Annotated in this window: 24 protein-coding genes and 1 CRISPR repeat array; of the genes, 16 read left to right on the top strand and 8 right to left on the bottom strand. The window is 38.3% G+C overall.

The features are described from left to right. Positions 1–88: 88 nt before the first annotated feature. The 5 genes from F6K40_RS15405 (at position 89) to F6K40_RS15425 (ending at position 6409) form a co-directional block, all read left to right on the top strand. Positions 89–973: a class I SAM-dependent methyltransferase gene (locus F6K40_RS15405; protein WP_293137300.1), complete on the top strand. Its 885-nt coding sequence runs from the start codon at positions 89–91 to the stop codon at positions 971–973. After that, positions 951–1145: an element excision factor XisI family protein gene (locus F6K40_RS15410; RefSeq protein WP_293137302.1), complete on the top strand. Its 195-nt coding sequence runs from the start codon at positions 951–953 to the stop codon at positions 1143–1145. Before F6K40_RS15405 ends, F6K40_RS15410 begins: the two co-directional genes overlap by 23 nt. A gap of 173 nt (positions 1146–1318) precedes the next feature. Continuing rightward, a CRISPR array of direct repeats spans positions 1319–3916; the repeat unit is 36 nt; unit sequence GTTTCCATTAATTCCGCTTCAAACGAAGCACTAGAG. A 721-nt stretch (positions 3917–4637) separates the two neighbouring features. Then, positions 4638–5861, top strand: coding sequence for an HhoA/HhoB/HtrA family serine endopeptidase (locus tag F6K40_RS15415; protein ID WP_293137304.1), 1224 nt, complete (start codon positions 4638–4640; stop codon positions 5859–5861). Positions 5862–5905: 44 nt separating this feature from the next. Next, entirely contained in the window at positions 5906–6070 is a 165-nt protein-coding gene (locus tag F6K40_RS15420; protein WP_293137306.1) for a hypothetical protein, read from the top strand. A 186-nt stretch (positions 6071–6256) separates the two neighbouring features. Then, on the top strand, positions 6257–6409 hold the full coding sequence (locus F6K40_RS15425; protein WP_293137308.1) for a hypothetical protein: 153 nt from the start codon (positions 6257–6259) through the stop codon (positions 6407–6409). 326 nt (positions 6410–6735) lie between these two features. Here the strand turns inward: F6K40_RS15425 and F6K40_RS15430 are convergent, their stop codons facing one another. Continuing rightward, positions 6736–7593 carry a Uma2 family endonuclease gene (locus F6K40_RS15430; RefSeq protein WP_293137310.1) on the bottom strand — a complete coding sequence of 286 codons (858 nt, stop codon included), beginning with the start codon at positions 7591–7593 and terminating at the stop codon, positions 6736–6738. 373 nt (positions 7594–7966) lie between these two features. On the opposite strand from F6K40_RS15430, the gene F6K40_RS15435 reads away from it, so the two are divergent. The 3 genes from F6K40_RS15435 to F6K40_RS15445 all read left to right on the top strand — a co-directional run bounded on the left by F6K40_RS15435 (position 7967) and on the right by F6K40_RS15445 (position 8709). After that, entirely contained in the window at positions 7967–8131 is a 165-nt protein-coding gene (locus F6K40_RS15435; protein WP_293137312.1) for a hypothetical protein, read from the top strand. Between the two features lie 149 nt (positions 8132–8280). Beyond that, positions 8281–8415 carry a hypothetical protein gene (locus F6K40_RS15440; RefSeq protein WP_293137314.1) on the top strand — a complete coding sequence of 45 codons (135 nt, stop codon included), beginning with the start codon at positions 8281–8283 and terminating at the stop codon, positions 8413–8415. 27 nt (positions 8416–8442) lie between these two features. Next, a complete protein-coding gene (locus F6K40_RS15445; RefSeq protein ID WP_293137316.1) occupies positions 8443–8709 on the top strand; it encodes a PIN domain-containing protein in 267 nt (88 codons plus the stop codon). Between the two features lie 98 nt (positions 8710–8807). Here F6K40_RS15445 and F6K40_RS15450 read toward each other — a convergent pair whose 3' ends face one another. The 4 genes from F6K40_RS15450 to F6K40_RS15465 all read right to left on the bottom strand — a co-directional run bounded on the left by F6K40_RS15450 (position 8808) and on the right by F6K40_RS15465 (position 10863). After that, a complete protein-coding gene (locus tag F6K40_RS15450; RefSeq protein ID WP_293137318.1) occupies positions 8808–9173 on the bottom strand; it encodes a DUF5615 family PIN-like protein in 366 nt (121 codons plus the stop codon). After that, positions 9170–9514: a DUF433 domain-containing protein gene (locus F6K40_RS15455; protein WP_293137320.1), complete on the bottom strand. Its 345-nt coding sequence runs from the start codon at positions 9512–9514 to the stop codon at positions 9170–9172. Before F6K40_RS15455 ends, F6K40_RS15450 begins: the two co-directional genes overlap by 4 nt. Before the next feature lie 125 nt (positions 9515–9639). Beyond that, the gene (locus F6K40_RS15460; RefSeq protein ID WP_293137322.1) at positions 9640–9885 is read right to left on the bottom strand and encodes an AbrB/MazE/SpoVT family DNA-binding domain-containing protein; all 246 of its coding nucleotides are present in this window, start codon (positions 9883–9885) and stop codon (positions 9640–9642) included. Between the two features lie 249 nt (positions 9886–10134). Next, positions 10135–10863, bottom strand: coding sequence for a helix-turn-helix domain-containing protein (locus tag F6K40_RS15465; RefSeq protein ID WP_293137324.1), 729 nt, complete (start codon positions 10861–10863; stop codon positions 10135–10137). Positions 10864–11052: 189 nt separating this feature from the next. Here F6K40_RS15465 and F6K40_RS15470 point away from each other — a divergent pair, with 189 nt between their 5' ends. Beyond that, entirely contained in the window at positions 11053–11262 is a 210-nt protein-coding gene (locus F6K40_RS15470; RefSeq protein WP_293137326.1) for a hypothetical protein, read from the top strand. A gap of 412 nt (positions 11263–11674) precedes the next feature. On the opposite strand, the gene secA is transcribed toward F6K40_RS15470, so the two are convergent. After that, on the bottom strand, positions 11675–14485 hold the full coding sequence (secA, locus tag F6K40_RS15475) for a preprotein translocase subunit SecA (protein ID WP_293137328.1): 2811 nt from the start codon (positions 14483–14485) through the stop codon (positions 11675–11677). Positions 14486–14687: 202 nt separating this feature from the next. On the opposite strand from secA, the gene F6K40_RS15480 reads away from it, so the two are divergent. The 3 genes from F6K40_RS15480 (at position 14688) to F6K40_RS15490 (ending at position 16176) form a co-directional block, all read left to right on the top strand. Beyond that, positions 14688–14816 carry a hypothetical protein gene (locus tag F6K40_RS15480; RefSeq protein WP_293137330.1) on the top strand — a complete coding sequence of 43 codons (129 nt, stop codon included), beginning with the start codon at positions 14688–14690 and terminating at the stop codon, positions 14814–14816. Between the two features lie 183 nt (positions 14817–14999). After that, the gene (locus F6K40_RS15485; protein WP_293137331.1) at positions 15000–15842 is read left to right on the top strand and encodes a transposase; all 843 of its coding nucleotides are present in this window, start codon (positions 15000–15002) and stop codon (positions 15840–15842) included. Further along, positions 15799–16176, top strand: a complete 378-nt coding sequence (locus F6K40_RS15490) for a zinc ribbon domain-containing protein (protein ID WP_483143770.1) — start codon at positions 15799–15801, stop codon at positions 16174–16176. The genes F6K40_RS15485 and F6K40_RS15490 overlap by 44 nt, the downstream gene beginning before the upstream one ends. Before the next feature lie 86 nt (positions 16177–16262). Here F6K40_RS15490 and F6K40_RS15495 read toward each other — a convergent pair whose 3' ends face one another. Continuing rightward, positions 16263–16709, bottom strand: coding sequence for a diheme cytochrome C (locus F6K40_RS15495; protein ID WP_293137333.1), 447 nt, complete (start codon positions 16707–16709; stop codon positions 16263–16265). 142 nt (positions 16710–16851) lie between these two features. Next, positions 16852–17757, bottom strand: a complete 906-nt coding sequence (locus tag F6K40_RS15500) for an MBL fold metallo-hydrolase (protein WP_293137334.1) — start codon at positions 17755–17757, stop codon at positions 16852–16854. 617 nt (positions 17758–18374) lie between these two features. On the opposite strand from F6K40_RS15500, the gene yqeK reads away from it, so the two are divergent. The 4 genes from yqeK to F6K40_RS15520 all read left to right on the top strand — a co-directional run bounded on the left by yqeK (position 18375) and on the right by F6K40_RS15520 (position 21264). After that, positions 18375–18875 (top strand): bis(5'-nucleosyl)-tetraphosphatase (symmetrical) YqeK, encoded by a 501-nt coding sequence (gene yqeK / locus F6K40_RS15505; RefSeq protein WP_365671580.1) that lies wholly within the window; start codon positions 18375–18377, stop codon positions 18873–18875. A gap of 49 nt (positions 18876–18924) precedes the next feature. Beyond that, entirely contained in the window at positions 18925–19344 is a 420-nt protein-coding gene (rsfS, locus tag F6K40_RS15510) for a ribosome silencing factor (RefSeq protein WP_293137335.1), read from the top strand. A gap of 64 nt (positions 19345–19408) precedes the next feature. Beyond that, positions 19409–19909 (top strand): CGLD27 family protein, encoded by a 501-nt coding sequence (locus F6K40_RS15515; RefSeq protein WP_293137336.1) that lies wholly within the window; start codon positions 19409–19411, stop codon positions 19907–19909. Positions 19910–20313: 404 nt separating this feature from the next. Next, entirely contained in the window at positions 20314–21264 is a 951-nt protein-coding gene (locus tag F6K40_RS15520; protein WP_293137337.1) for an asparaginase, read from the top strand. Positions 21265–21583 lie beyond the last annotated feature (319 nt).

The following is a 21583-nucleotide window of genomic DNA, read 5'->3' on the forward strand; positions in this document are numbered from 1 at the left end:
ACCCTACTCGACTACTTACAAAATATCATAGGAACGTTTCTACAAAAAAGAAAGTTCAGCTCAAAAACTTTTAAAAAGAAAAAAAATTATGGAAATTGCAGCAACTACCATCGATCAAATTCTCAGCAATTTAGCATCACAACCTGATCCTGCTTGGAAAAATCTAGATTTTGACACACAGAGAAAACAGATTCAAACTGAATTATATTCTTCCGCGCCTAAAGATGGGATGATGCGAGTCATAACAAGGATGCAGTTTCAGGAAGCACCAAATTTAGGCGAGATTGATTGGGAATCAGAATTATCTACTTTTCAACCAATTCAATATCCTCAATACTACCTCCAACCTTTTCATAGTGTTCTGGGAGGATGGTTGTCGGAAACTGCTGCAGTTGGTAATCGAGTAGCAATGGAAGCGGTTTTAGAAAATGCTCATCCACAGAAATCATTGGGAGTCAGAGACGAAATCGCCCAATTATTTCCTCAAGATGCTCGCCACATTTTAGACTTGGGAGCAGGTATTGGAGATGATGCAGCAGCTATTGCTCGTTATTTCCCTTCTGCTACAGTAACGGCATGGGATGCTTCTCCGTTTATGATTGTAGTTGGTCGTCTTTACCACAAGGATATTCCAAATCTACATTGGAAACACGGTTTAGTGGAAAAAACCGAATTGCCAGATAATTCAGTTGACGCCCTCAATATGACTTATCTTCTCCATGAATGTCCTGATGAAATTAAGCAAATTATCCTCGCAGAATGCTGGCGAATTCTTTCTCCAGGTGGTCGGTTAGTTGTAACAGATACGCTCCCAGGCGACTTGCACTCATACAGAGGCTTTTTTGAACCCTATAAAGAGCAATGGCTAAAGGTTGACCCTGATAAGTTACTGCAAGCAGCAGGTTTTGTCAATATTAAGGCGTATCAGTTTGCTTATCCTACTTGGACTCGTGTTGGAGAAAAAACCAACTAATTTAGTTGTTTTGCATCTACGAATTGTAGGAGAAAAAATCTGGATAGAATCAGATGGAACTGAAGGGGGAATTGCTTTAGAATTTTTAGAATTGGAGATTCCTCAAGAAGATATTGTTTTGGGATTTATTCGTCCAAAAAGTAGGCATTTAACTGATTTTTCAGTAGCTTAAATTGCTTGGTTTGCTCTTTTCCAATTTCTTCACCAACTTGTTGAGTATTTGAGCATTTAGAAATGTCTTAACCTATTTGCTTAGTGCTATATAAATAGGGTTTTCTAGAACAATTTAGGCAAAAAAAACCTCCTCAAGTTTAGAGGAGGTTTTCTTGTTTCTCAACGGAAGAAGTTTCCATTAATTCCGCTTCAGACGAAGCACTAGAGTAGTCAGTAATGGGACTGTCAAAACTGCAAATCACGTTTCCATTAATTCCGCTTCAAACGAAGCACTAGAGGCCTTAGGTCTTTTTGATTGGCTTGAAGGTAGAAAGTTTCCATTAATTCCGCTTCAAACGAAGCACTAGAGATTCTCTTCACACCTGGTGAAAATTATCACATCGCTCAAGTTTCCATTAATTCCGCTTCAAACGAAGCACTAGAGAGTCCTAGTTATGGTGTTCTTCATCGTAGCTGTTACGTTTCCATTAATTCCGCTTCAAACGAAGCACTAGAGCATTTGGTACTGCCTTTAAGCGTACCAGTGCTAAACGTTTCCATTAATTCCGCTTCAAACGAAGCACTAGAGTATGGAATTTTGCGATTATGCCAAACCATTCTAATGTTTCCATTAATTCCGCTTCAAACGAAGCACTAGAGAAACCGAGACGCTTTCCATGGAAGGGAAGCTTTTGTGTTTCCATTAATTCCGCTTCAAACGAAGCACTAGAGCCTTACTAATATTACGTTGCGGGGGTGAAACCTTTCATTTTGTTTCCATTAATTCCGCTTCAAACGAAGCACTAGAGGGAAGCAGTTGCAGAAATGAGCGAAAAAGAAAAGCAACAAATGTTTCCATTAATTCCGCTTCAAACGAAGCACTAGAGTTAACTCCTTTGAAGCCAATATCGGGGATGTCTTCTTGTTTCCATTAATTCCGCTTCAGACGAAGCACTAGAGCCTCCATCTGAAGAGACTGTAGTGATTGCCCCTCCCTCGTTTCCATTAATTCCGCTTCAGACGAAGCACTAGAGGACATATTACAAACCAAATTATTTTTGGTGAAGACGTTTCCATTAATTCCGCTTCAGACGAAGCACTAGAGTGGGGGAGATATGTTTGCTTGGTTACAAGGTAATGGAGTTTCCATTAATTCCGCTTCAGACGAAGCACTAGAGTTTAGTGATTGTGCTAATTGTTGCAGATTTCATTTGGAGTTTCCATTAATTCCGCTTCAAACGAAGCACTAGAGGAGGCACAATGGTTAAAGTAAGAAAAGACCAAACAGTTTCCATTAATTCCGCTTCAAACGAAGCACTAGAGTCAGGAGGGCGTTCTGAAGAGTCTGAAGGCTCGAGGTTTCCATTAATTCCGCTTCAAACGAAGCACTAGAGTTAAAGAGTACAATTGGGGAGCTAACCATTCCAGAGTTTCCATTAATTCCGCTTCAAACGAAGCACTAGAGTAATGGCCCTCAACCTCTATGGTAGAGAGGCATAAAGTTTCCATTAATTCCGCTTCAAACGAAGCACTAGAGAATTTTGATCCCATTATTGGAGAGGCAATCAGCTTGTTTCCATTAATTCCGCTTCAAACGAAGCACTAGAGGCAGTAGTAGTGGGTAATAACTACCCTACCATCTACATTAAGTTTCCATTAATTCCGCTTCAAACGAAGCACTAGAGATTCCTATAGACATTAGTATTATCTCATTTGATTTTGTGTTTCCATTAATTCCGCTTCAAACGAAGCACTAGAGGTCAAAAGACAAAAACCAAGAAAAACCCTCTAAAGAGTTGTTTCCATTAATTCCGCTTCAAACGAAGCACTAGAGGAGCATATATCTGAAACATATGACGATGACCAAAAGTTTCCATTAATTCCGCTTCAAACGAAGCACTAGAGACTAGGTGTTACAGAACAGGCGTTAGTTAATGATGCTGTGTTTCCATTAATTCCGCTTCAAACGAAGCACTAGAGTCCCTGACGGCCTACAAGAAAGGATTCATCAACTCGTTTCCATTAATTCCGCTTCAAACGAAGCACTAGAGCTCTTAAGAGCAAAAAACAATGAAAGCTAGAATCAAAGTTTCCATTAATTCCGCTTCAAACGAAGCACTAGAGTTCTACGCTACCATATGATGAGTTGTAGACATTGTAGTTTCCATTAATTCCGCTTCAAACGAAGCACTAGAGTGCTCTATAGCATGATCGCGTGGCCATGGTCACACTTGTTTCCATTAATTCCGCTTCAAACGAAGCACTAGAGTATCTGGTGTTTTGGTTGTTGTTGCTGTCACATTTGGTTTCCATTAATTCCGCTTCAAACGAAGCACTAGAGCAAAGCAGTATTGTCTTTGGGCACCAAAACGGTGCTGGATGTTTCCATTAATTCCGCTTCAAACGAAGCACTAGAGGCAACCAGTGATCTTCCAGAATTTTTGGGTGTCATAATGTTTCCATTAATTCCGCTTCAAACGAAGCACTAGAGTTTTGCTTCACATGCTGAAGCTCCATTGACAACATTTGTTTCCATTAATTCCGCTTCAAACGAAGCACTAGAGTCAAAATCATGCTCGCTCCCTCAAAAAAACAGCTCAAGGGAGTTTCCATTAATTCCGCTTCAAACGAAGCACTAGAGTAAGTGAAATAGTCCCAAATAAAGTGAATGAATTTAATGTTTCCATTAATTCCGCTTCAAACGAAGCACTAGAGTTTTATAGTTGAATCTGAATTAAGTTTCGACACTCCACGGTTTCCATTAATTCCGCTTCAAACGAAGCACTAGAGAGTTCGGTTTTAGAACCACGACAGAATAAGGCTTTCAGACCCCAAAATCGACGCACCCCTTTGATTAAAAAATCAACAAGGCAAATTTTGCCAAAATGACAGCCCTCAAACCCTCTCCCAGCATGGCATCGACGGGGGTCAACGAAATAATCAGGGTTTCAGCGATTCTCTGACCCGCGTCGATGGGGTACCATGCAAAGATGAAAAACAACCCTTTAACCACTCCTAAAATACTAGAAATGACTAAAAAACTACAGCTATTCATTTGTCGAGGTTCTTTACACTACTCACGTTACTTTTAATAATAACCCTAAGCCTACAAATTGTCAACCCCAAATTAATATTTTTTTTCGGCCATATTTTTTCTACCAAATTCTATAAAATCTCAAAAGTTTTACCAAGTATTCCTGAAAGTTGGGAGTAGAAAAATTAGGAATTTAAGATATTTTAGTTTGATGTCTATAATTATAAAAAATACTCCTGAACTTTTACTTATTCAGGACTTACGCATGAGGTACGAAAAACCACGATTTGAGATTGCTTCCCTGTCGGTTGCAATGACGTATTTTCGTCATACTGGGTAAGTCCTGTTATTAACTTACATGACTTACCCAGAATCAGCATATCTACTAGAAGGTGAATGCCATTCGCCCCTACATAAGGTGTATGATTTGGAACTTTGCGTAAGTCCTGACTTAATTACCTCACATAAAAATATACCATGAAAATTTCAGATCGAAAAAACTCAGCTACACCTCAAATAGGTGGTTATGTAGTCGCTATAGCCTTAAGTACAGGTCTAACTTTAACCGCCATACGCACTTTTCCCAGAGTATTTCTGCCCACAGACAACAGACAAACTACGGAAAATCAACCTCAGCTAGCAGTAAATACAAATACCCCTAGAATCGCAAAAGTCCCCGTGAACGCTGATAGCTTTGTTGCCACTGCAGTTGAGAAAATAGGACCCGCTGTTGTGCGCATAGATACAGAACGAACAGTAGAACGTAACTTACCTAATTTTTTTAACGATCCATCTTTCCGTCGCTTTTTTGGAGAGAGTTTTCCCCAGTTTCCCAAAGAGTATCAACAACGGGGACAAGGTTCGGGATTTATTACTGATAGCAGTGGAATTATTTTGACTAATGCTCATGTTGTTAAAGGTGCAGATACAGTTACAGTCAAGCTGAAAGATGGGCGTAGTTTTGAAGGAGAAGTTAGAGGTTTGGATGAACCTTCCGATCTAGCAGTAATCAAAATTGATGGAGAAAACTTGCCTGTTGCACCTTTAGGAAATTCTGAACGGGTAAAAGTTGGGGATTGGGCGATCGCTGTCGGAAATCCCCTAGGATTAGATAATACAGTTACTTTGGGTATTGTCAGTTCCCTAAACCGTGCCAGTTCGGAAGTTGGTATTCCTGATAAACGTCTTGATTTTATTCAAACTGATGCCGCCATTAATCCCGGTAACTCTGGGGGTCCGTTGTTAAATTCCCAGGGAGAAGTGATTGGTATTAATACAGCTATTCGTGCAGATGGGCAAGGTATTGGGTTTGCGATACCTATGGATCGAGCAAAGGTGATTCAAGAAAAATTAGTAAAAGGGGAAAGTATACCTCATCCTTATATTGGGGTGCGGATGATTACATTGACTCCAGAAATCATTCAGAAGTTAAATGAAAATCCTAATTCTTTAATACAGTTGCCTGAAATTGATGGTGTTTTAATCGCACAGATAATTTCTGGTAGTCCAGCAGCTAAAGGTGGTTTACGACGTGGGGATGTGATTACAGAAATTGATGGTAAAAAAATTACCAGTGCTGAAGAATTACAGAATATAGTTCAGGAAAGTCAAATTGGTAAACCTCTAAAAATTTCGGTCAAACGTGGTTTAGAAACTAAAATATTGTCTGTAAGTCCAGGAGAATTACAGGATGCTAGTTAGGGTTTGCTGAAAAAGTCTTTTTTAAGGAGTGGGGGATTGGGGGATTGGGGGATTGGGGGAGTTGGGGAGTTGGGGAGTTGGGGAGTGGAGGAGTGGAGGAGTGGGGGATAACAATAAAAGTGCCTCTCCTGGAGATAGGTTGTCACCTTCGAGAGCGCGATTTCAAGTTGTCTCCAGGTTTGTCTGTAGGTTTTGGTGTATCAAATTGAAAGTAGTCATGTTTGTCTGGTAATATCTAATCCCAATAATTAGTTATTGTAGATCATTGCGACTGGAACTCTTGGAAGGAAGAAATCTCAGGGGTAGTGCAAAATTGCTTGCTTCCTATTGTCGCTGAGGACTTTTTATATCAAATCCAGTAGCATTGCTACAATTCACGCAACCTAGGTAGGGGTTTGGAAACGAAACCCCTACAATTGCAGGAGTTTACAGAGTCAATTGTTACTTTTGCTGGTTTGGATAGCGATCGCTCCCTGCCCATCTCTCATATCAAATCCGCTTGTTTCAGAGTGTTATCAGAAACCGGGTTTGTGGGAGGTCAACGGTAAGGACGTTTAGCTAAAGCACAACTCCGTTAACGCTACGCGACATGGAATAGGAGCATTTCTTATATGAAAACGCATTAATGCTCAAGCAACGTCCGTACAAGAGCATTTGATACAAACCCATTTTCTCTGCTTTTCTATACTAATACTACCGGATTTGATATCAACTCTTCAACCAAAGAGTTCGCTCTAGTGGTACAGAGCATTACTGCTATTTTAGCTTGAGTAGTGTACTGCCTCACCCAACCTACAAAAAAACTATTTAACTCAAATCGTCAGGATCGATACCCAACTCTCGCAGTTTTGCTGCCAAGCGCTCCTTTTGTTGTTTAGCTACTCAAATCGTCAGGATCGATACCCAACTCTCGCAGTTTTGCTGCCAAGCGCTCCTTTTGTTGTTTAGCTACTGTGGCCTCCTGTTCAGCATTGGTAGCTCGTTGTTCAGCATTGGTAGCTCGTTGTTCGGCATTGGTAGCTTGTTGTTTAGCTACTGCTGCCTCCTCTTGAGCTTTTGCTTCCTTCTCTTCTATCGTCGGTATCAAATCTCCTTCCGGAGTCATCCACCGCAACCAAAGTCTATCTCTCTTCTTGTAACTACCCTGCCACAAACCCAGACTGAGTTCTACCTCCGGAACCGACAAACGCCCCTCATTCAACTCTGCTCTTTGGTAGCGATCGCCTACCAAATGAAACGCCTTAATTTCATTAGTATAGCGACTGAAAGTAACATAATAAGGTACTCGGAGAATCCTCTCGTAAACTTCCCATTTAGTAGGAGGTTTTCCCTTTTCTGCTATTGTCTCTCCCAAATCTTCATCTTCTGTACCCGGAGATAATAACTCGACTACTACCAACGGGTTAATTTTTTCGTCCCAAACTACATAACTCAAGCGCATATCCGATTGTTCATACCACCTTGGCACTCCCACAACTGCAAACCAGTCTGGGCGTTTGTACCATTTAGGATGTTTGACATCGTAGTAGAGATTCATATCAACGCCACAAAATAAAAGATCGGGAGACCAGTTGCGAGGTTGAAAAGTTTGGTCTAAAAGTTGAGGTTGAAAGTAGTGAAATTGGTCTGGCAAACCAGGTTCCTCCGGGTTTTCGCTTGGTAAGTCGTACATGGTAGGCAAAGTTGACTTTGCTGGAAGTGGTGGTTCATGTTGAACGGATATATTTGTCATATTATTGCTCTCGACATAGTTTTGATAGTTAGGACTTACGCAGAAACCGGGTTTATGCAGGAAATTTTGCGATTTTAATAATCAGAGCAGTAAACCCGGTTTCTTGTTTGGGTGTGTAAGTCATAATTGTTTTACAAGTGACTCTATCTGCGCGTACTTTTTCCCATGATTACAGAATAACACACTATTTTCATAAATGGAAATAGAGTTGAAAATTTTTGATAAATCTAGGAGTTACGCAGAAACCGGGTTTATCGACGAAATTTCCAAATTTGAATAATCAGGGTAATCAACCCGGTTTATTGTTTAGGATTTACTCAAAATAATGAGATAATAGGAAGCATTCCCAAAACATTTATGTTCACAGAATGAGATGACAAAATATCTATATCCCCTACTGGTTTTAGAACCAGAACAGTACGATACCCTACTCCAGTTAGCGACTCAAAAGCATCAGACACTCTCTGAAGTTGCTGTGGAAGTAGTGCGTCTGGGATTAGAAACCCTGAAACAAAGAAGCGATGGAATCTCTGGTTAAAGCGATCGCTAACCTCAAAAAGCTTTAGAATGTTTAAATTCCCTCCGAGCAGAAATCCAAGAAACTCATGGCATCTATTCTGGCGATCTGGTTGCGGAAGTTAGAACCGAACGAGAAGAGCAAATTGAGAAAATAATTACAGGGGAACTATGAAAATTGTACCGGACTCAAATATAATTTTGGCTTTGGCGATCGCCCTACCCTATACATCAGTTTCTTTGGCAAAGACGCAGCAGTGGCAAGAAGAAAATGCCGAATTAATAGTTCCTAGTTTGTGGAGCTAAGAAATAGTTTCCAGTCTCCGCAAGGGAATGGCGATCGGCAGAATATCTTCCGAACAAGCGATCGCTGCACTCCAATCTATTTTGGCTATGGGAATCACAGAAATCCTACCTACACTTAGATTACATCAGCTTGCTCTAGAATGGTCTGTTCGACTCAACCAAACCGTTGCTTATGATGCTGCTTACTTAGCTTTGGCAGAATCACAACAAGCACATTTTTGGACTGCAGATAGGCGACTTGTGGATGCTGCTAATAACTGCGGAGCATCCTGGGTACATCATATTAACGAGTGACAAACTGGGTAATTAATTATCAGGACTTTACGCAGAAATACCATACCTAGTAGGGGCAAACAACCGTTCGCCCCTACAAGCGGTGTATCAATATCTTATTATTTGCTCAATGGTAAGTATTCAAGTCTGTCTTGATATTCATTGAGAAAGGAAACTCCCGCAATAATGATTAACTCTGTGAGAATTTCACCAATATTTTTGGATGGATCGATGATAAAAATCCCTGGTACATGGTGACCTTCTGTAAGATGATCTGCCAGGTGTTTAGGCATAGATTTTCGATTGTTTGTCACTAAAACGAAATTATGAGTCTCACACCAAATTAAAATCTCTGGATCAAGAGTTCCTTTGGGAGGAGCGTCTGGATCGCCAATCATTCTGACAACAAGATCGGGTGCTTGACGCACCAGTTGGGTCCGGTACAGGGGGGCGATATGCTCATCAAGTAAATATTGAATCGTCATACAGTGTTCCCTGACTCAATATACTCTTGCTGAACATCTATTGCCAATTGCCGAAACCTCTGCCGTGCTGGGGAAGGATTACGCATTTGCTCTTCCCGTTGTTGGCGACAAAACTCTAGCCAGTCAGCTAAGTATGTTCTGACTTCCTCTTTATTATGTAAATAATAGAGGATGGTGGCGTAAACATCTTCCAGGGTAATAGTCTGAAATTGTTCAGCAATTTCTTCGGGAGTTTTCGCACGATAAATGTATTCATAGAGAACACTTTCGATACCAATGCGGCTACCTTTGATGCGGATATCATCAGGCGCTAGGAAATTGAAGTAGTCTTGGATTTGCATCGCTCTTTCTGTTAATAGTGAGTTGTATGATTATGCGTAATTCCTGATTTTCTCTAAGAATTAAGAGTGCTTTCTGCCACTGAAGTTCATCATCTCTAGTCAAATAGCGAACTAGAATATTGGTATCAACTCCAATCAATAGCTGCCTCCTGAATCGCGTTTTCCATATCCTCAATGGTTGCTTTCTCAATTCCAGGATAATGTAGAATACCCGACAAGTCTTCCACAGAGAATTTCAGAGGAATTATTTTAACCTGTCCTTGTTCATCAATAACAAATTCTATTTTACTTCCTGCATTCAGTTTAAGGTAGTCCCTTATTTCTTCAGGAATAGTTATTTGCCCTTGATCGCTAACTATTGTACTTGCCATTACTATTATTTACTAAATTTACTTAATTTTAATGGATATTTATAAAAATTTACGGCATAATCTCAAAAAATTGACAATGCTTAGGTCGAAATAGCTGAAAATCTCTTCTATCCAAAGTCAAGACTTTCGTATTTCCAAACGTTCTGCTATTGCCATGACGCTAGCATCTACACTCATCAATTCTACTGTCTTGATATATCTCCAAAATTTCTGCCACTCGGAACAAATCTTCTGGAGTTAAAGCTAATATCAGAAATCGACTATTCTAATAAGAAGAAAGCTTTTCCGAAACTTATATTTTTCAACAACCTCTAAAACCTCTAATCCTGATTTTTTTCTAATAGTTTGACTCCATTCTAATCGATCAAATTCTTCTAAGTTTATCTGCTCTAGTTCAAAATTTTTCAGTAAATCAGAAATTTCTAACCATCTTGGATTATTAGAATTTTCTAAAATATTTTCATCTGTATAAATTGTATAACTTTTCGTTATTTTAATTTCTCTTGTCCATAAAATATCTAGTTTTCTATGGTGAAATTTAGTGCTTTCATCTCGTTTATATTTGATTTTTTGAACCAAACCATCAATATCATTTTCTGAATTATTTATCTCTGAAAAAATATATTTTGTGGGTGATATTTTTTCTACAAGCTGCACTTCATTTTTTGGAGTATTTTCAGAGAGTGATCGCTCCTGTTCCTCTTGATTAAAACTATTACCATCATTAGCAAATAATCTTGTTAATTCAGCCATTTCATCATCTACAGACAATCCACTTTTTTTTGCAAAAGCTTCAGCTATTTGTTTAATTTTCTCAGATCCAGGACTTCTTATATATCCATTAACTACCTTTGAAATATAGTCTTTATCTAAACCACTTTCCCTTGACAGTTCATTTTGAGATTTAAAGCGTTTAGTTTCAAATAATAGCTCTTTAAATTTTTCTCCTACCTTTTTAAACTTTTTAGGTCTTGTCATTCTTGATTTTTACAAAATTTTCTCTATTCTAAACTAAAACTTGTTCAACTCTTGTTCAACCGTTGCACGTTCAACCAGTTGAACATATACAACTTGTGCAACTCTTGGCAAAACAACACAAACAAATCAAACTAGAAAGTAAGGATTAATCCTAAACTCACTAATCAAAAATAAAGGATTTGAAAAACTATGATTATTAGACAATTCGGCATTTTTTTCGGATACCAAGATATCCATACTGAAAACCTTGCAGAAAATCAAACTTCCCAACCAAAAGTTAGTCTTCTAACACAACTGAAAAAAACCCTTAAGGCTATTCTTAATGCTAAAAATATGACCATGATTCAACCCTTAACTAATTTAATTCAGCATTGGTTTAGTCAACAAAATGATTTGTGATTTTTCCCGGTAGGTATTTTGCCTACGTTATAAGAAACCGGGTTTATGGGAGGTAGATGTTAGGTAGTGAGGCATTTAATATCAACCCGGTTTCTGTGGTTTTTTTTCCTTATAAGAAACCGGGTTTATGGGAGGTAGATATTAGGTAGTGAGGCATTTAATATCAACCCGGTTTCTGTGGTTTTTTTTCTATGTTTTTTTTTACTGTTAACTGATAACTGAAAAAAAAGTGGAGGTAAACCTCAGAATACCCCCCACTCGAAACCATCAATTTTTACCAATTGATAATTGATAATGATTAAAATTTTAAACTTTGAGTAACAAGCAAACTTTTTGAATGCAAAAGTCTTCAATTTAGTACAAAAGTTAGCAATCAAATAATTATCAATTATCCATTATCCATTAATCAAAACTACACCGTCTCCGCTGCCGCAGTCTCCACAGCAGGTTGCGGTTGGAACTGGAACATAGAATAAACCACATTCCTCCGAATATCCGTCATCATATCCAAAAACAACTCATAACCCTCACTCTTATACTCAATCAACGGATCTTTCTGCCCATAACCCCGCAAACCAACCGACTCCCGCAACGCATCCATCTGCTGCAAATGCTCCCGCCACAAAGTATCAATCTGCTGCAAAATAAAGAAACGTTCCGCATCCCGCATCAAACCACCACGAATCTGATTCACCTGCGCCTCCTTAATATCATAAGCATTCCTCACTTGCTCGTGCATAAAAGTCTTAATATCCTCCATCGACAAATCGAACAACTGCTCCGGCGTCAAATCTGCCAACAAATACACAAACTGCTTCACCTTCTCCACCAACTTATCTAACTCCCACTCTTCCGAAGGCAACTCAGGATTAATATACGCCTCCACAATATCATCCATAGTTTGCTCCGCATACTTAATCACCTGTTCCTTCAAATCCCTACCTTCCAATACCCGTCGGCGTTCCGCATAAATCGCCCGACGTTGATTATTCATCACCTCATCATACTCAAACACCTGCTTCCGCATATCATAATAATAAGTTTCCACCTTCTTCTGCGCACCTTCCAACGAACGAGTCAACAACCCAGACTCAATTGGCATATCTTCCTCAACCCCAAACGCCTGCATCATTCCAGCAACACGATCGCCACCAAAAATCCGTAATAAGTTATCTTCCAAACTCAAGAAAAATTTAGTCGAACCAGGGTCACCTTGTCGCCCCGCTCTTCCCCGCAACTGATTATCAATACGCCGTGACTCGTGGCGCTCAGTACCAATAACGTGCAACCCACCAGATCCTATTACTTGATCGTGTTCCTTCTCTGTGTAAGTTTCGTATTCTTGGCGAATTAAATTATAAACTTCCCGCAACTTTTGAATAACTGAGTCTTCAGTCGGAGCTTTTTCCGCAGCGATCGCCACCTTATCTTCCACCACCAATTCTGGCAGCGCTCTTTCACCCCACTCTTTCACCGCAAAATCTACTGCTGACTTCAACATTCCCTCTGTTTGTGGCGACAACTTAACAGGGAATATTTGAGGCGAAACCTTCCAAGTTTTCACCTTTTTCTCAGGACCAAAACCTTTTGCTGAATTAGACTTCTTCGCTCCTGGTATGCGCACCATACCCATAGCATCATCATCTTCTGGTTTCACAACTCTAGGCATCAGATACTCCCGTAGTTTCAACCTTGCCATATACTCAGCATTTCCACCCAAAATAATATCCGTACCTCGACCTGCCATATTCGTGGCAATAGTTACCGCACCACCACGACCTGCTTGTGCCACAATTTCTGATTCCCGCTCCACATTTTCTGGTTTAGCATTCAGGAGTTGGTGAGGAACCTTCAGTTGACCTAACAAATTAGATAGTAACTCCGATTTTTCCACACTCGTTGTACCTACTAACACCGGGCGACCTTCTTGGTGCATATCTGCACATTCTTGAGCGATCGACTTCCATTTTCCTACCTCTGTTTTATAAACCACATCTGATAAATCTTTTCTACCAGTTGGTCTATTAGTAGGTACGATCGTTACTTGTAGATTATAAATCTTTTCAAATTCTGTTTCTTCAGTTTTTGCCGTTCCCGTCATTCCCGACAACTTCGGATAAAGCAAAAAGAAATTCTGATAAGTAATAGTTGCCAGTGTCTGAGTTTCCGGTTGAATATCCACCCTTTCCTTTGCCTCGATCGCCTGATGCAAACCATCACTCCAACGTCGTCCTGGCATTACCCTACCAGTAAATTCATCAACAATAACAACTTCCTCATCACGCACAATATAGTTAACATCTTTGATAAATAACTCTTTTGCCTTCAAAGCATTAAACACAAAATGCGCCCAAGGATCTTCAGGATTATATAAATCTTGTACTCCCAATAATTGTTCTGCTTCGGCAAAACCCTCATCACTCAATAAAACATTTCTTGCTTTTTCATCTACTTCATAATGTTCATTGTCCTTACTCAAAGCTGCTGCAATTTCTGCTGCCTTAATATACTTTTCACTCGGTCTTTCCACCTGCCCAGAAATAATTAAAGGAGTTCGTGCCTCATCCACCAATACCGAATCAACTTCGTCAATAGTGCAAAAATTAAATGGACGTTGTACTACTTCATCCATGCTAGTTGCCATATTATCACGCAAGTAGTCAAATCCAACCTCGCTGTTAGTAGCATAAGTAATGTCGCAGGCATAATTTCTTTTCCGTTCCTCTGGGTTCATACCCTGTTGAATTAACCCCACACTTAAACCCAGAAACCGATGCACTTGTCCCATCCATTCCGCATCCCGTCTCGCCAGGTAGTCATTAACAGTAATAACATGAACACCCTTACCTGTTAAACCATTTAAGTATGCTGGCAAAGTAGAAACAAGAGTTTTACCTTCCCCAGTTTTCATTTCTGCGATTTGGCCTTGATGTAAAATGATGCCCCCCAATAGTTGGACATCAAAGTGTCGCATCCCCAGCACTCGCTTTCCTGCTTCTCGAACCACTGCAAAAGCTTCAGGTAAAATATCTTCTAATATTTCCTTTTCTTGATCCTTGGTTTTTGCTTTTTCCAGAGCTTGTCTAAATTCTCCCGTTTTTGCCCTCAACTCTTCATCTGAAAGCTTTTGAATATCTTCCTCAAGAATATTGATATCTGTCACCCAAGGTTGAAATTTCTTGAGTTTACGTGCGTTGGGGTCTCCTAGCAGTTTTTTGAACATAGTTATTATCTAAGTTAAATTTCAATTATTAACTGTCAAAATGGCTGTTTCCATTACCATTTTTTATTGATTTTGTCAATATAATTCTTGTCTGAGTTTAGTCAGTTTAAAATTATTTGGTTGTTAAAAAATGGGTATCAATTATTTTATCAAAAATTCACGGGTCTAAAACCAAGCCGGATCGGGGTGGGGAGTCTGGGAAGTGTGGGAAGTGTCGGGAGGTTTGAGAGAGCGAATCTTGTCTGCTCAAAATGGTAACTTTTTGCAGCTCTATAGACCGAAAAGCTGGCACTTTTTTCGCTTACTTTTGACTTTTTACTTAAAGACTTAGGTTTGCCCTGGGGTAGGTTTTTTATGGTTTTTCAACCACAATAATAAAGGAGTCCCGCACTATAATTTTTAATTTAGTGTTGGTAGGAATTTATAAGTAATGTTAATATCTGTTTCATTACTATTATTTCACCTATTGAAGTATGATAGAGCTATGAAACAAATAAAGACTATATCCTGCAAATTGAAGGTATCACCAGAACTGGCAAAAGAAATGAATGCCACAATGGTAGAATACGCGAATGCTTGCCAATATGTTCACTTAAATAGTGATAAGAAATTGACAAACAATGTAGCAGTGCAAGCCTTAATGTACGATACAGTTAGAGAAAAGTTTCATTTATCAGCACAAACAACAATTCATGCCATTAGACGAGTATGTTCTAATAGAAAAACATCAAGAACTAATCATATTAAAAAGGAATTAACTTTTGCTCCGACATCAGTGGATTATGATAGTAGAACATTTAGTCTAGATACAAGAAAATGGATTGTTAGTCTAAAGCTGCTAACCAAAAGAACTAAAATTGAATTACTCATTGGAAATTATCAACGTGGAATATTAAAAGGTAGTAAGCCGAAATCTGCTATATTAAGTAGAAGAAAAGATGGCAGTTACTATATTAATATTCATATTGATAATATTGCGCCCGAGCCAACAAATACAGATAAAGTAATTGGTATTGATTTAGGCCGAACAGATATTGCAACAACATCAGAAGATGAATCATGGTCAGGTAAGAAAATAACAAATAAGAGAAATCATTATTCTCAAATGAGAGCAGTTCTAGAACAAAAAGCAGCTAAAGGCACTCGTAGTAGTAGGAGAAGATGTCGGCAACTACAGCAACGGTTATCTGGCAAAGAACGCCGCTTTCAAAAACATATTAATCATCAAATAACAACTTATTTAGTTAAGAAAGCAGCGACTAATAAGACTGCAATAGCCATTGAAGATTTAACTAACATTAGAACTAGGATTAATCAGCAACGTAGGAGCAAGAAAGAACGAAGGTTATCTAAATAACTGGGCATTTTATCAGTTTCGGATGTTTCTCACTTATAAATGTGTGTTGCATGGAGTGAAACTAATATTAGTTAATCCAGCTTACACTTCCCAAACTTGTCATAAATGTTTGCATATTCATCCTACAAAAGGTAAATCATACCGGAATGGTAAGGATTATCATTGCAAAAATTGTGGATGGAAAGGCGATGCTGATTATAATGGTGCTAAAAATATAGCTGCTTTGGGGTTGTCTGTAAACCAGCCTGGAGGCTCCTGGTTATCTTGTAAAGTTAGCAATCTTGATTTTGTACCAAGACAATTAACTATATGGGATATACTGGAGGGCTACTGAAAGCCAACATCATAATCTGTGATTTGATGCCTGGTAGTTTACCCTGTTTTCCTACTTCCATTACTTTTAACTTTTGAATTTTGAATTCATTCTGTCCATTCTGAACTGAGAGTCCGAAAATCAAAATTTTGAACTTTGGGATGACAAGAAACACAACCCTTGATATTTACTTTTTGGGGAAGTTCTATCCCTGGATGAAGTGCCTTGAAATAACGAGAACTAGCAATTCTATAAGGTATTCTCTCATCTTGCTGAGATTTGCGACGAGAAGATACCTGTATATATTTCCAAACAAGTTGACGGGGTGGATCTATAAGAGGAGGGAGTTGTACACCGTAATGTTGAGAATCTCGGAGAATTATTTGCCAACTTTCTGTAGGGAGGACTTGAGGTGGTACTGCAACATGACAAGTCGCACAACTCTCTAAATATAAAGATAGTCCTAACCGATAACCTTGGGGAACCACATCAACATTGCTAATTAATTCAGAATTAATTTCTGAAATAGCAGTTGCAGTAGAGATTTTTGTCATAACCCAACCACAACTCGCACTCCACAAAAATATCAGTAGTAACAACAAAAAAAGATGTGGTCTTTCTCTACGCCTCTTTCTGAGATTAGCTCTTGACATGAATATAATCTCTATGCGATTTCATCTATAATTTTTAACCTGACTAAACAATAGGAATTGTCATACCTTCTTTTGCTACTAACCCATTAGGAAATATTGATTGGAGAGCTACTTGAACTTCATCCAATAAATCATCATTATGAGCAGGATCGTGTTGAAACATAGCTATTTGTTTGACTCCGGCCTTTTTAGCTATTTCTACCCCTACCTCCCAAGTAGAATGTCCCCAACCGATTTTCGGGGATTTTATATCATAATATTCTTCATTTGTATAGGTAGCATCATAAATTAATAGATCTGCATTACGAGCTAAATGAAGCACATTTTCATCAAAACGGTCTTCATAATGTTCTGTGTCTGGACAATAAACTACAGTTTTACCCTCCCAACAAACTCGATATCCAACGGCAAAATTTGGGTGATTTAGAGGAGCTGTTTCAATCTCAATATCATCAACCTTAATTACATCTCCATTCCTAAAGTCATAAAACTTCATCTCCGAACCCATTACCTGTAATGGAATAGGAAAGTTAGGATTTACCATTTGATCGGATAAAGATTCCTTAATAGTAGTACCATCAGGTGCTATTACGCCATAAATGTGAAATTTATTAATTGGTACAAATCCAGGCACAAAAAAAGGGAAACCTTGAATATGGTCCCAGTGAGTATGACTAAAAAATATATGAGCTTCCACTGGCATTTGCTTAAGTAAGTTTAAACCCAATACTCTTAGTCCTGTACCTGCATCAAAAATCAAACGTTTTCCCCCTACACGTATTTCTACACAAGAGGTATTACCACCATAGCGGACTGTGCTACTACCGGGAGTAGGTATACTACCTCGCACACCCCAGAATTCAACAACAAAGTCAGTTGACAAGGTGTCTGACTGAGTAGCTGTTTCCTCAGACTGTGATATTGGGGATGACGACTCTGAAGATGGCATATTTCTATGTTTCAGACTTTCTGTTAGTACAAATCTGTGGAAAATTAAGAAATTTTCAGTTTAGCTTATTCTAGCAAAATGAGTTATTACTCATTGTTAGTATATCTCGATATAATTTACTATTGTCAGCTCTAGGTTAATCAGAAAATTTTCATTGCCAAGGTGGAAATAACTAATATTTCTATATTTAGAATTCCCCAGATCGAGAAAAATTAATCCATAGCTAAACAACTAAATTATTGGAAATAGTAACTTACTCAAATAAATGCTAAAAAGGAGATTCTTTTGATGTTCACGCTTGAGAATTAGTATGAAAAAATTTTAACTCAAGAGTCCCTCACTAAAAATAATTCTGATTATAATTGATATCAATCCGCAGATATAAATTTATATTTACAATTATAAAAATTATCAAGTTTGGAGTCAGAATAATTTCTATGAAAGCTAAGGAACTTTTAACCAAACCAGAAAAATTAGACTTGGTTCAAATCAAAGAAAAAGTTTGAAAATGGCTTTCAGTTCATGCCCCTACCTCTAGAATTAGACATATTCTCAGAGTAGAAAAAATGACAGAGGAACTAGCTAGCTATTATGGCCTAAATCAATAAAAAGCTAGACTGGCAGGACTAATGCACGACTTAGCTAAATACTTTTCTCCCCAAAGTCTATTAGAAATCTCTAAGTCAGAAGGCTTAGAAATAGACCCAGTAGCAGCAGTTTGTCCTCAGTTGCTTCATGCAGATGTTAGTGCAATTGTGGCCAAACAAGAATTTGGCATAGAATATGCGGAAATTTTAGCAGGGATCACTAACGATACATTAGGATGTCCAGCTATGAATCAGCTAAGTTGCGTAATTTTCTTGGCAGATACTTTGGAACCTGGTAGAGGTAAGACCCCTGAGTTAGAGCATTTGAGACAACTTACTCAAAAAAATCTCTACCAAGCAGTTTGGCTAACCAGTGATTATATTATAAAACACCTGCTTGGCTTACATACTTTGATTCACGCACAAATTATATTGACGAGAAATTGGTTTATGGAAAAGGCCAAAATACAACTGGCTCCCCAGAAAATGAAGCAGCCAAGAAATTTACAAGATACGATCAATATAATATAAAGGCCAGTATCAATTACCAATTCAAATAATTAAGAAAATAGATAATTTTATGTCAAGTTACCCTCATATTCAATCTTTGTCAACTGAAAAAACTACAATAAATTCGGAACCAGATCAAACCTTAGAATTGACATCCACAATTGTTAACGCTGCATTAGACCGTAAAGGAGATAACATTGTTGTAATTAAAGTATCAGAAGTATCTTATTTGGCAGACTACTTTGTGATTATTACAGGTTATTCTCATGTCCAAGTAAGAGCTATATCTCAGGCGATCGCTGAAAAGGTAGAACAAGAGAGACAAGTTTATCCTTTAGGAGTGGAAGGCCAAAGCGAAAGTTCTTGGATATTAATGGATTATGCTGACGTTATAGTTCATATATTAAAGCCTGAAGAACGAGATTTCTATAATTTAGAAGCATTCTGGGGTCATGCAGAAAGAATAGATATTTCATCATTGATCGATTAGACTGTAACTGTCCATAAGAATTAGTTCTTTGCGGTTATAAAATAGGTGAGGAAAAAAATTATTTATGATTAGACAGATAACATCTAATTCTCCTGTTCCACCAGAACAACAACCCGCCAACGAATACGAAGAACTCAAAAATTCCTGGTTATTTGACTGGGTAACATTAGAAAGACCTCATTATTTAAGGAAGTTAGTCTGGGTTTGGGTCTGGAGTTGGTTAGTATCAGGCCCTGTCGCGGCAGCAAGTTTTCCACCAGAAAAATATTTGATGCAATTTTTACTGAGTAGTTCGGCAGGTGCAGGAGTAATTTTAATTTTGGTATTGTTACGACTTTATTTAGGTTGGAATTATGTCCGGTCACGTCTTGCGAATACCAAAGTTTTTTATGAGGAGTCTGGTTGGTATGATGGGCAAACATGGCTAAAAACACCAGAGGAAATTACCAAGGATCGATTAATACTTCAATATCAAGTTCAACCACTTCTACAAAGATTAAGCAAAACTTTTTATAGTTTTTTCTTACTAATTTTTATTGGTGGAATTATCTGGTTTTGTCTATAAAATCTCTCAAAGGCACTTTGAAAAAGTGCGATAATATTAGTAGATCACAAGTTAGCAATCTTATTGATTTTTACCTTCCCTATTTTTGTAGAACAAACTAACACAAAGCAAGCATATTGATTAAGAGCTGATTCTAGTTAAAAGTATTGATAATTATATCTACAAATAATAGGTTCATGGGTGTAAATCTTAACTTGATAAATACTCTCCAAAAGTATAGTTAAATAATGTACTTGATTGATACTCCAATTACCAAACATAATCAAGAAAAATGAGGGAGAAATAAGGTCAAGAACTTCCCCTTTCAACGGGATAAAAAAGGAAATTACGGATTTTCGCGCGTCTCCTAATTCAGTAGGAGGTACTGATAATTGATAATTGATAATTGATAATTGATAACTGAAATGACCAGGGGAAAAAGAACACAAACTGCACAACTGGAAGTTAGACTACTTAGAGAAGGTATTGTTGAATCAACTCACCAAGTTCAGGCCACTATATGCGACTATAGAGGTCGAGTTTTATCTGTAGCAGGAGATGCTGATACAGCTACATTTGTTCGTTCAGCTCTCAAACCATTTCAAGCTTTAGGAGTTACTACTACAGGCACTCTAGAACGATATGACTTAACTGATATAGACTTAGCTATTATATGTAGCTCTCATCAAGGTACAATAGAGCAAGCAAGACAGGTGTTTAATGTTTTATGGCGTTGTGATATTGACCCATCAAAGCTACAATGTCCAACTCCACCAGATCGAAATAGTCCTTTGCAATATAATTGTTCTGGTAAGCACGCAGGTATGTTAGCTGTTTGTCAACAAAGAAATTGGCCGATGGAATCTTACTTGGAAATGAAGCATCCAGTACAACAGTTAATTATTAGCAAAATAGCTGAATTACTGGGAATGCCTGCTGTAGAATTTATCGGCGCTCGTGATGACTGTGGCGCTCCAACTTATCTCCTACAATTGACTCAAATGGCAACTTTGTATGCCAAACTAGCTTCAGGTAATAGTTTGGATCTAGAACGAATTGTCCGGGCTATGACATATCATCCAGAAATGGTTGGGGGAGAGGGACATTTTGATACAGAGTTAATGCGCTTAACTTCGGGAGAAGTTGTTAGTAAGTCTGGAGCTGAGGGAGTTCAATGTATTGGTAGGGTAGGTGAAGGTATGGGTTTGGCTATAAAAGTTAATGATGGTGCAAAAAGGGCAAAATATGCTGTGGCTATTCATTTATTAACTCAGATGGGTTGGATAAGTCCTACTCTTGCTGAGACTCTGGAGGAAAATTATATGTCACTCAGTAATTTTAAGCGTTTGGAAGTAGTGGGAGAAATGTCTGTTTAGGGTAGGAGTCAGGAGTCAGGAGTCAGGAGTCAGAATTGTCTCTTGATTTTTCTGCAATTATTCTGCCCAAAAAGAAATTATATAAGAGTATTGTAAAGTTTTGCCGAATCAATAGAAAGATCTAGAAATCTATCAACTTTTATCCATCTTTGACAAAGAAAAGGTTTATTAGATATAATAGTGCCTTACGGGTGTAAAACATAAACTTGCCAACAGCCATTGACCTAATTTTAAATGGGTGAAAATCCTTTCTAGCGGAGGAAGACATAAGTCTATAGCCTCCCTCGTAGTTAAACCTATAAATCTAGAAAAGCAGAAG

Source organism: Okeania sp. SIO3I5 (assembly GCF_010672085.1).
GTDB lineage: Bacteria > Cyanobacteriota > Cyanobacteriia > Cyanobacteriales > Microcoleaceae > Trichodesmium.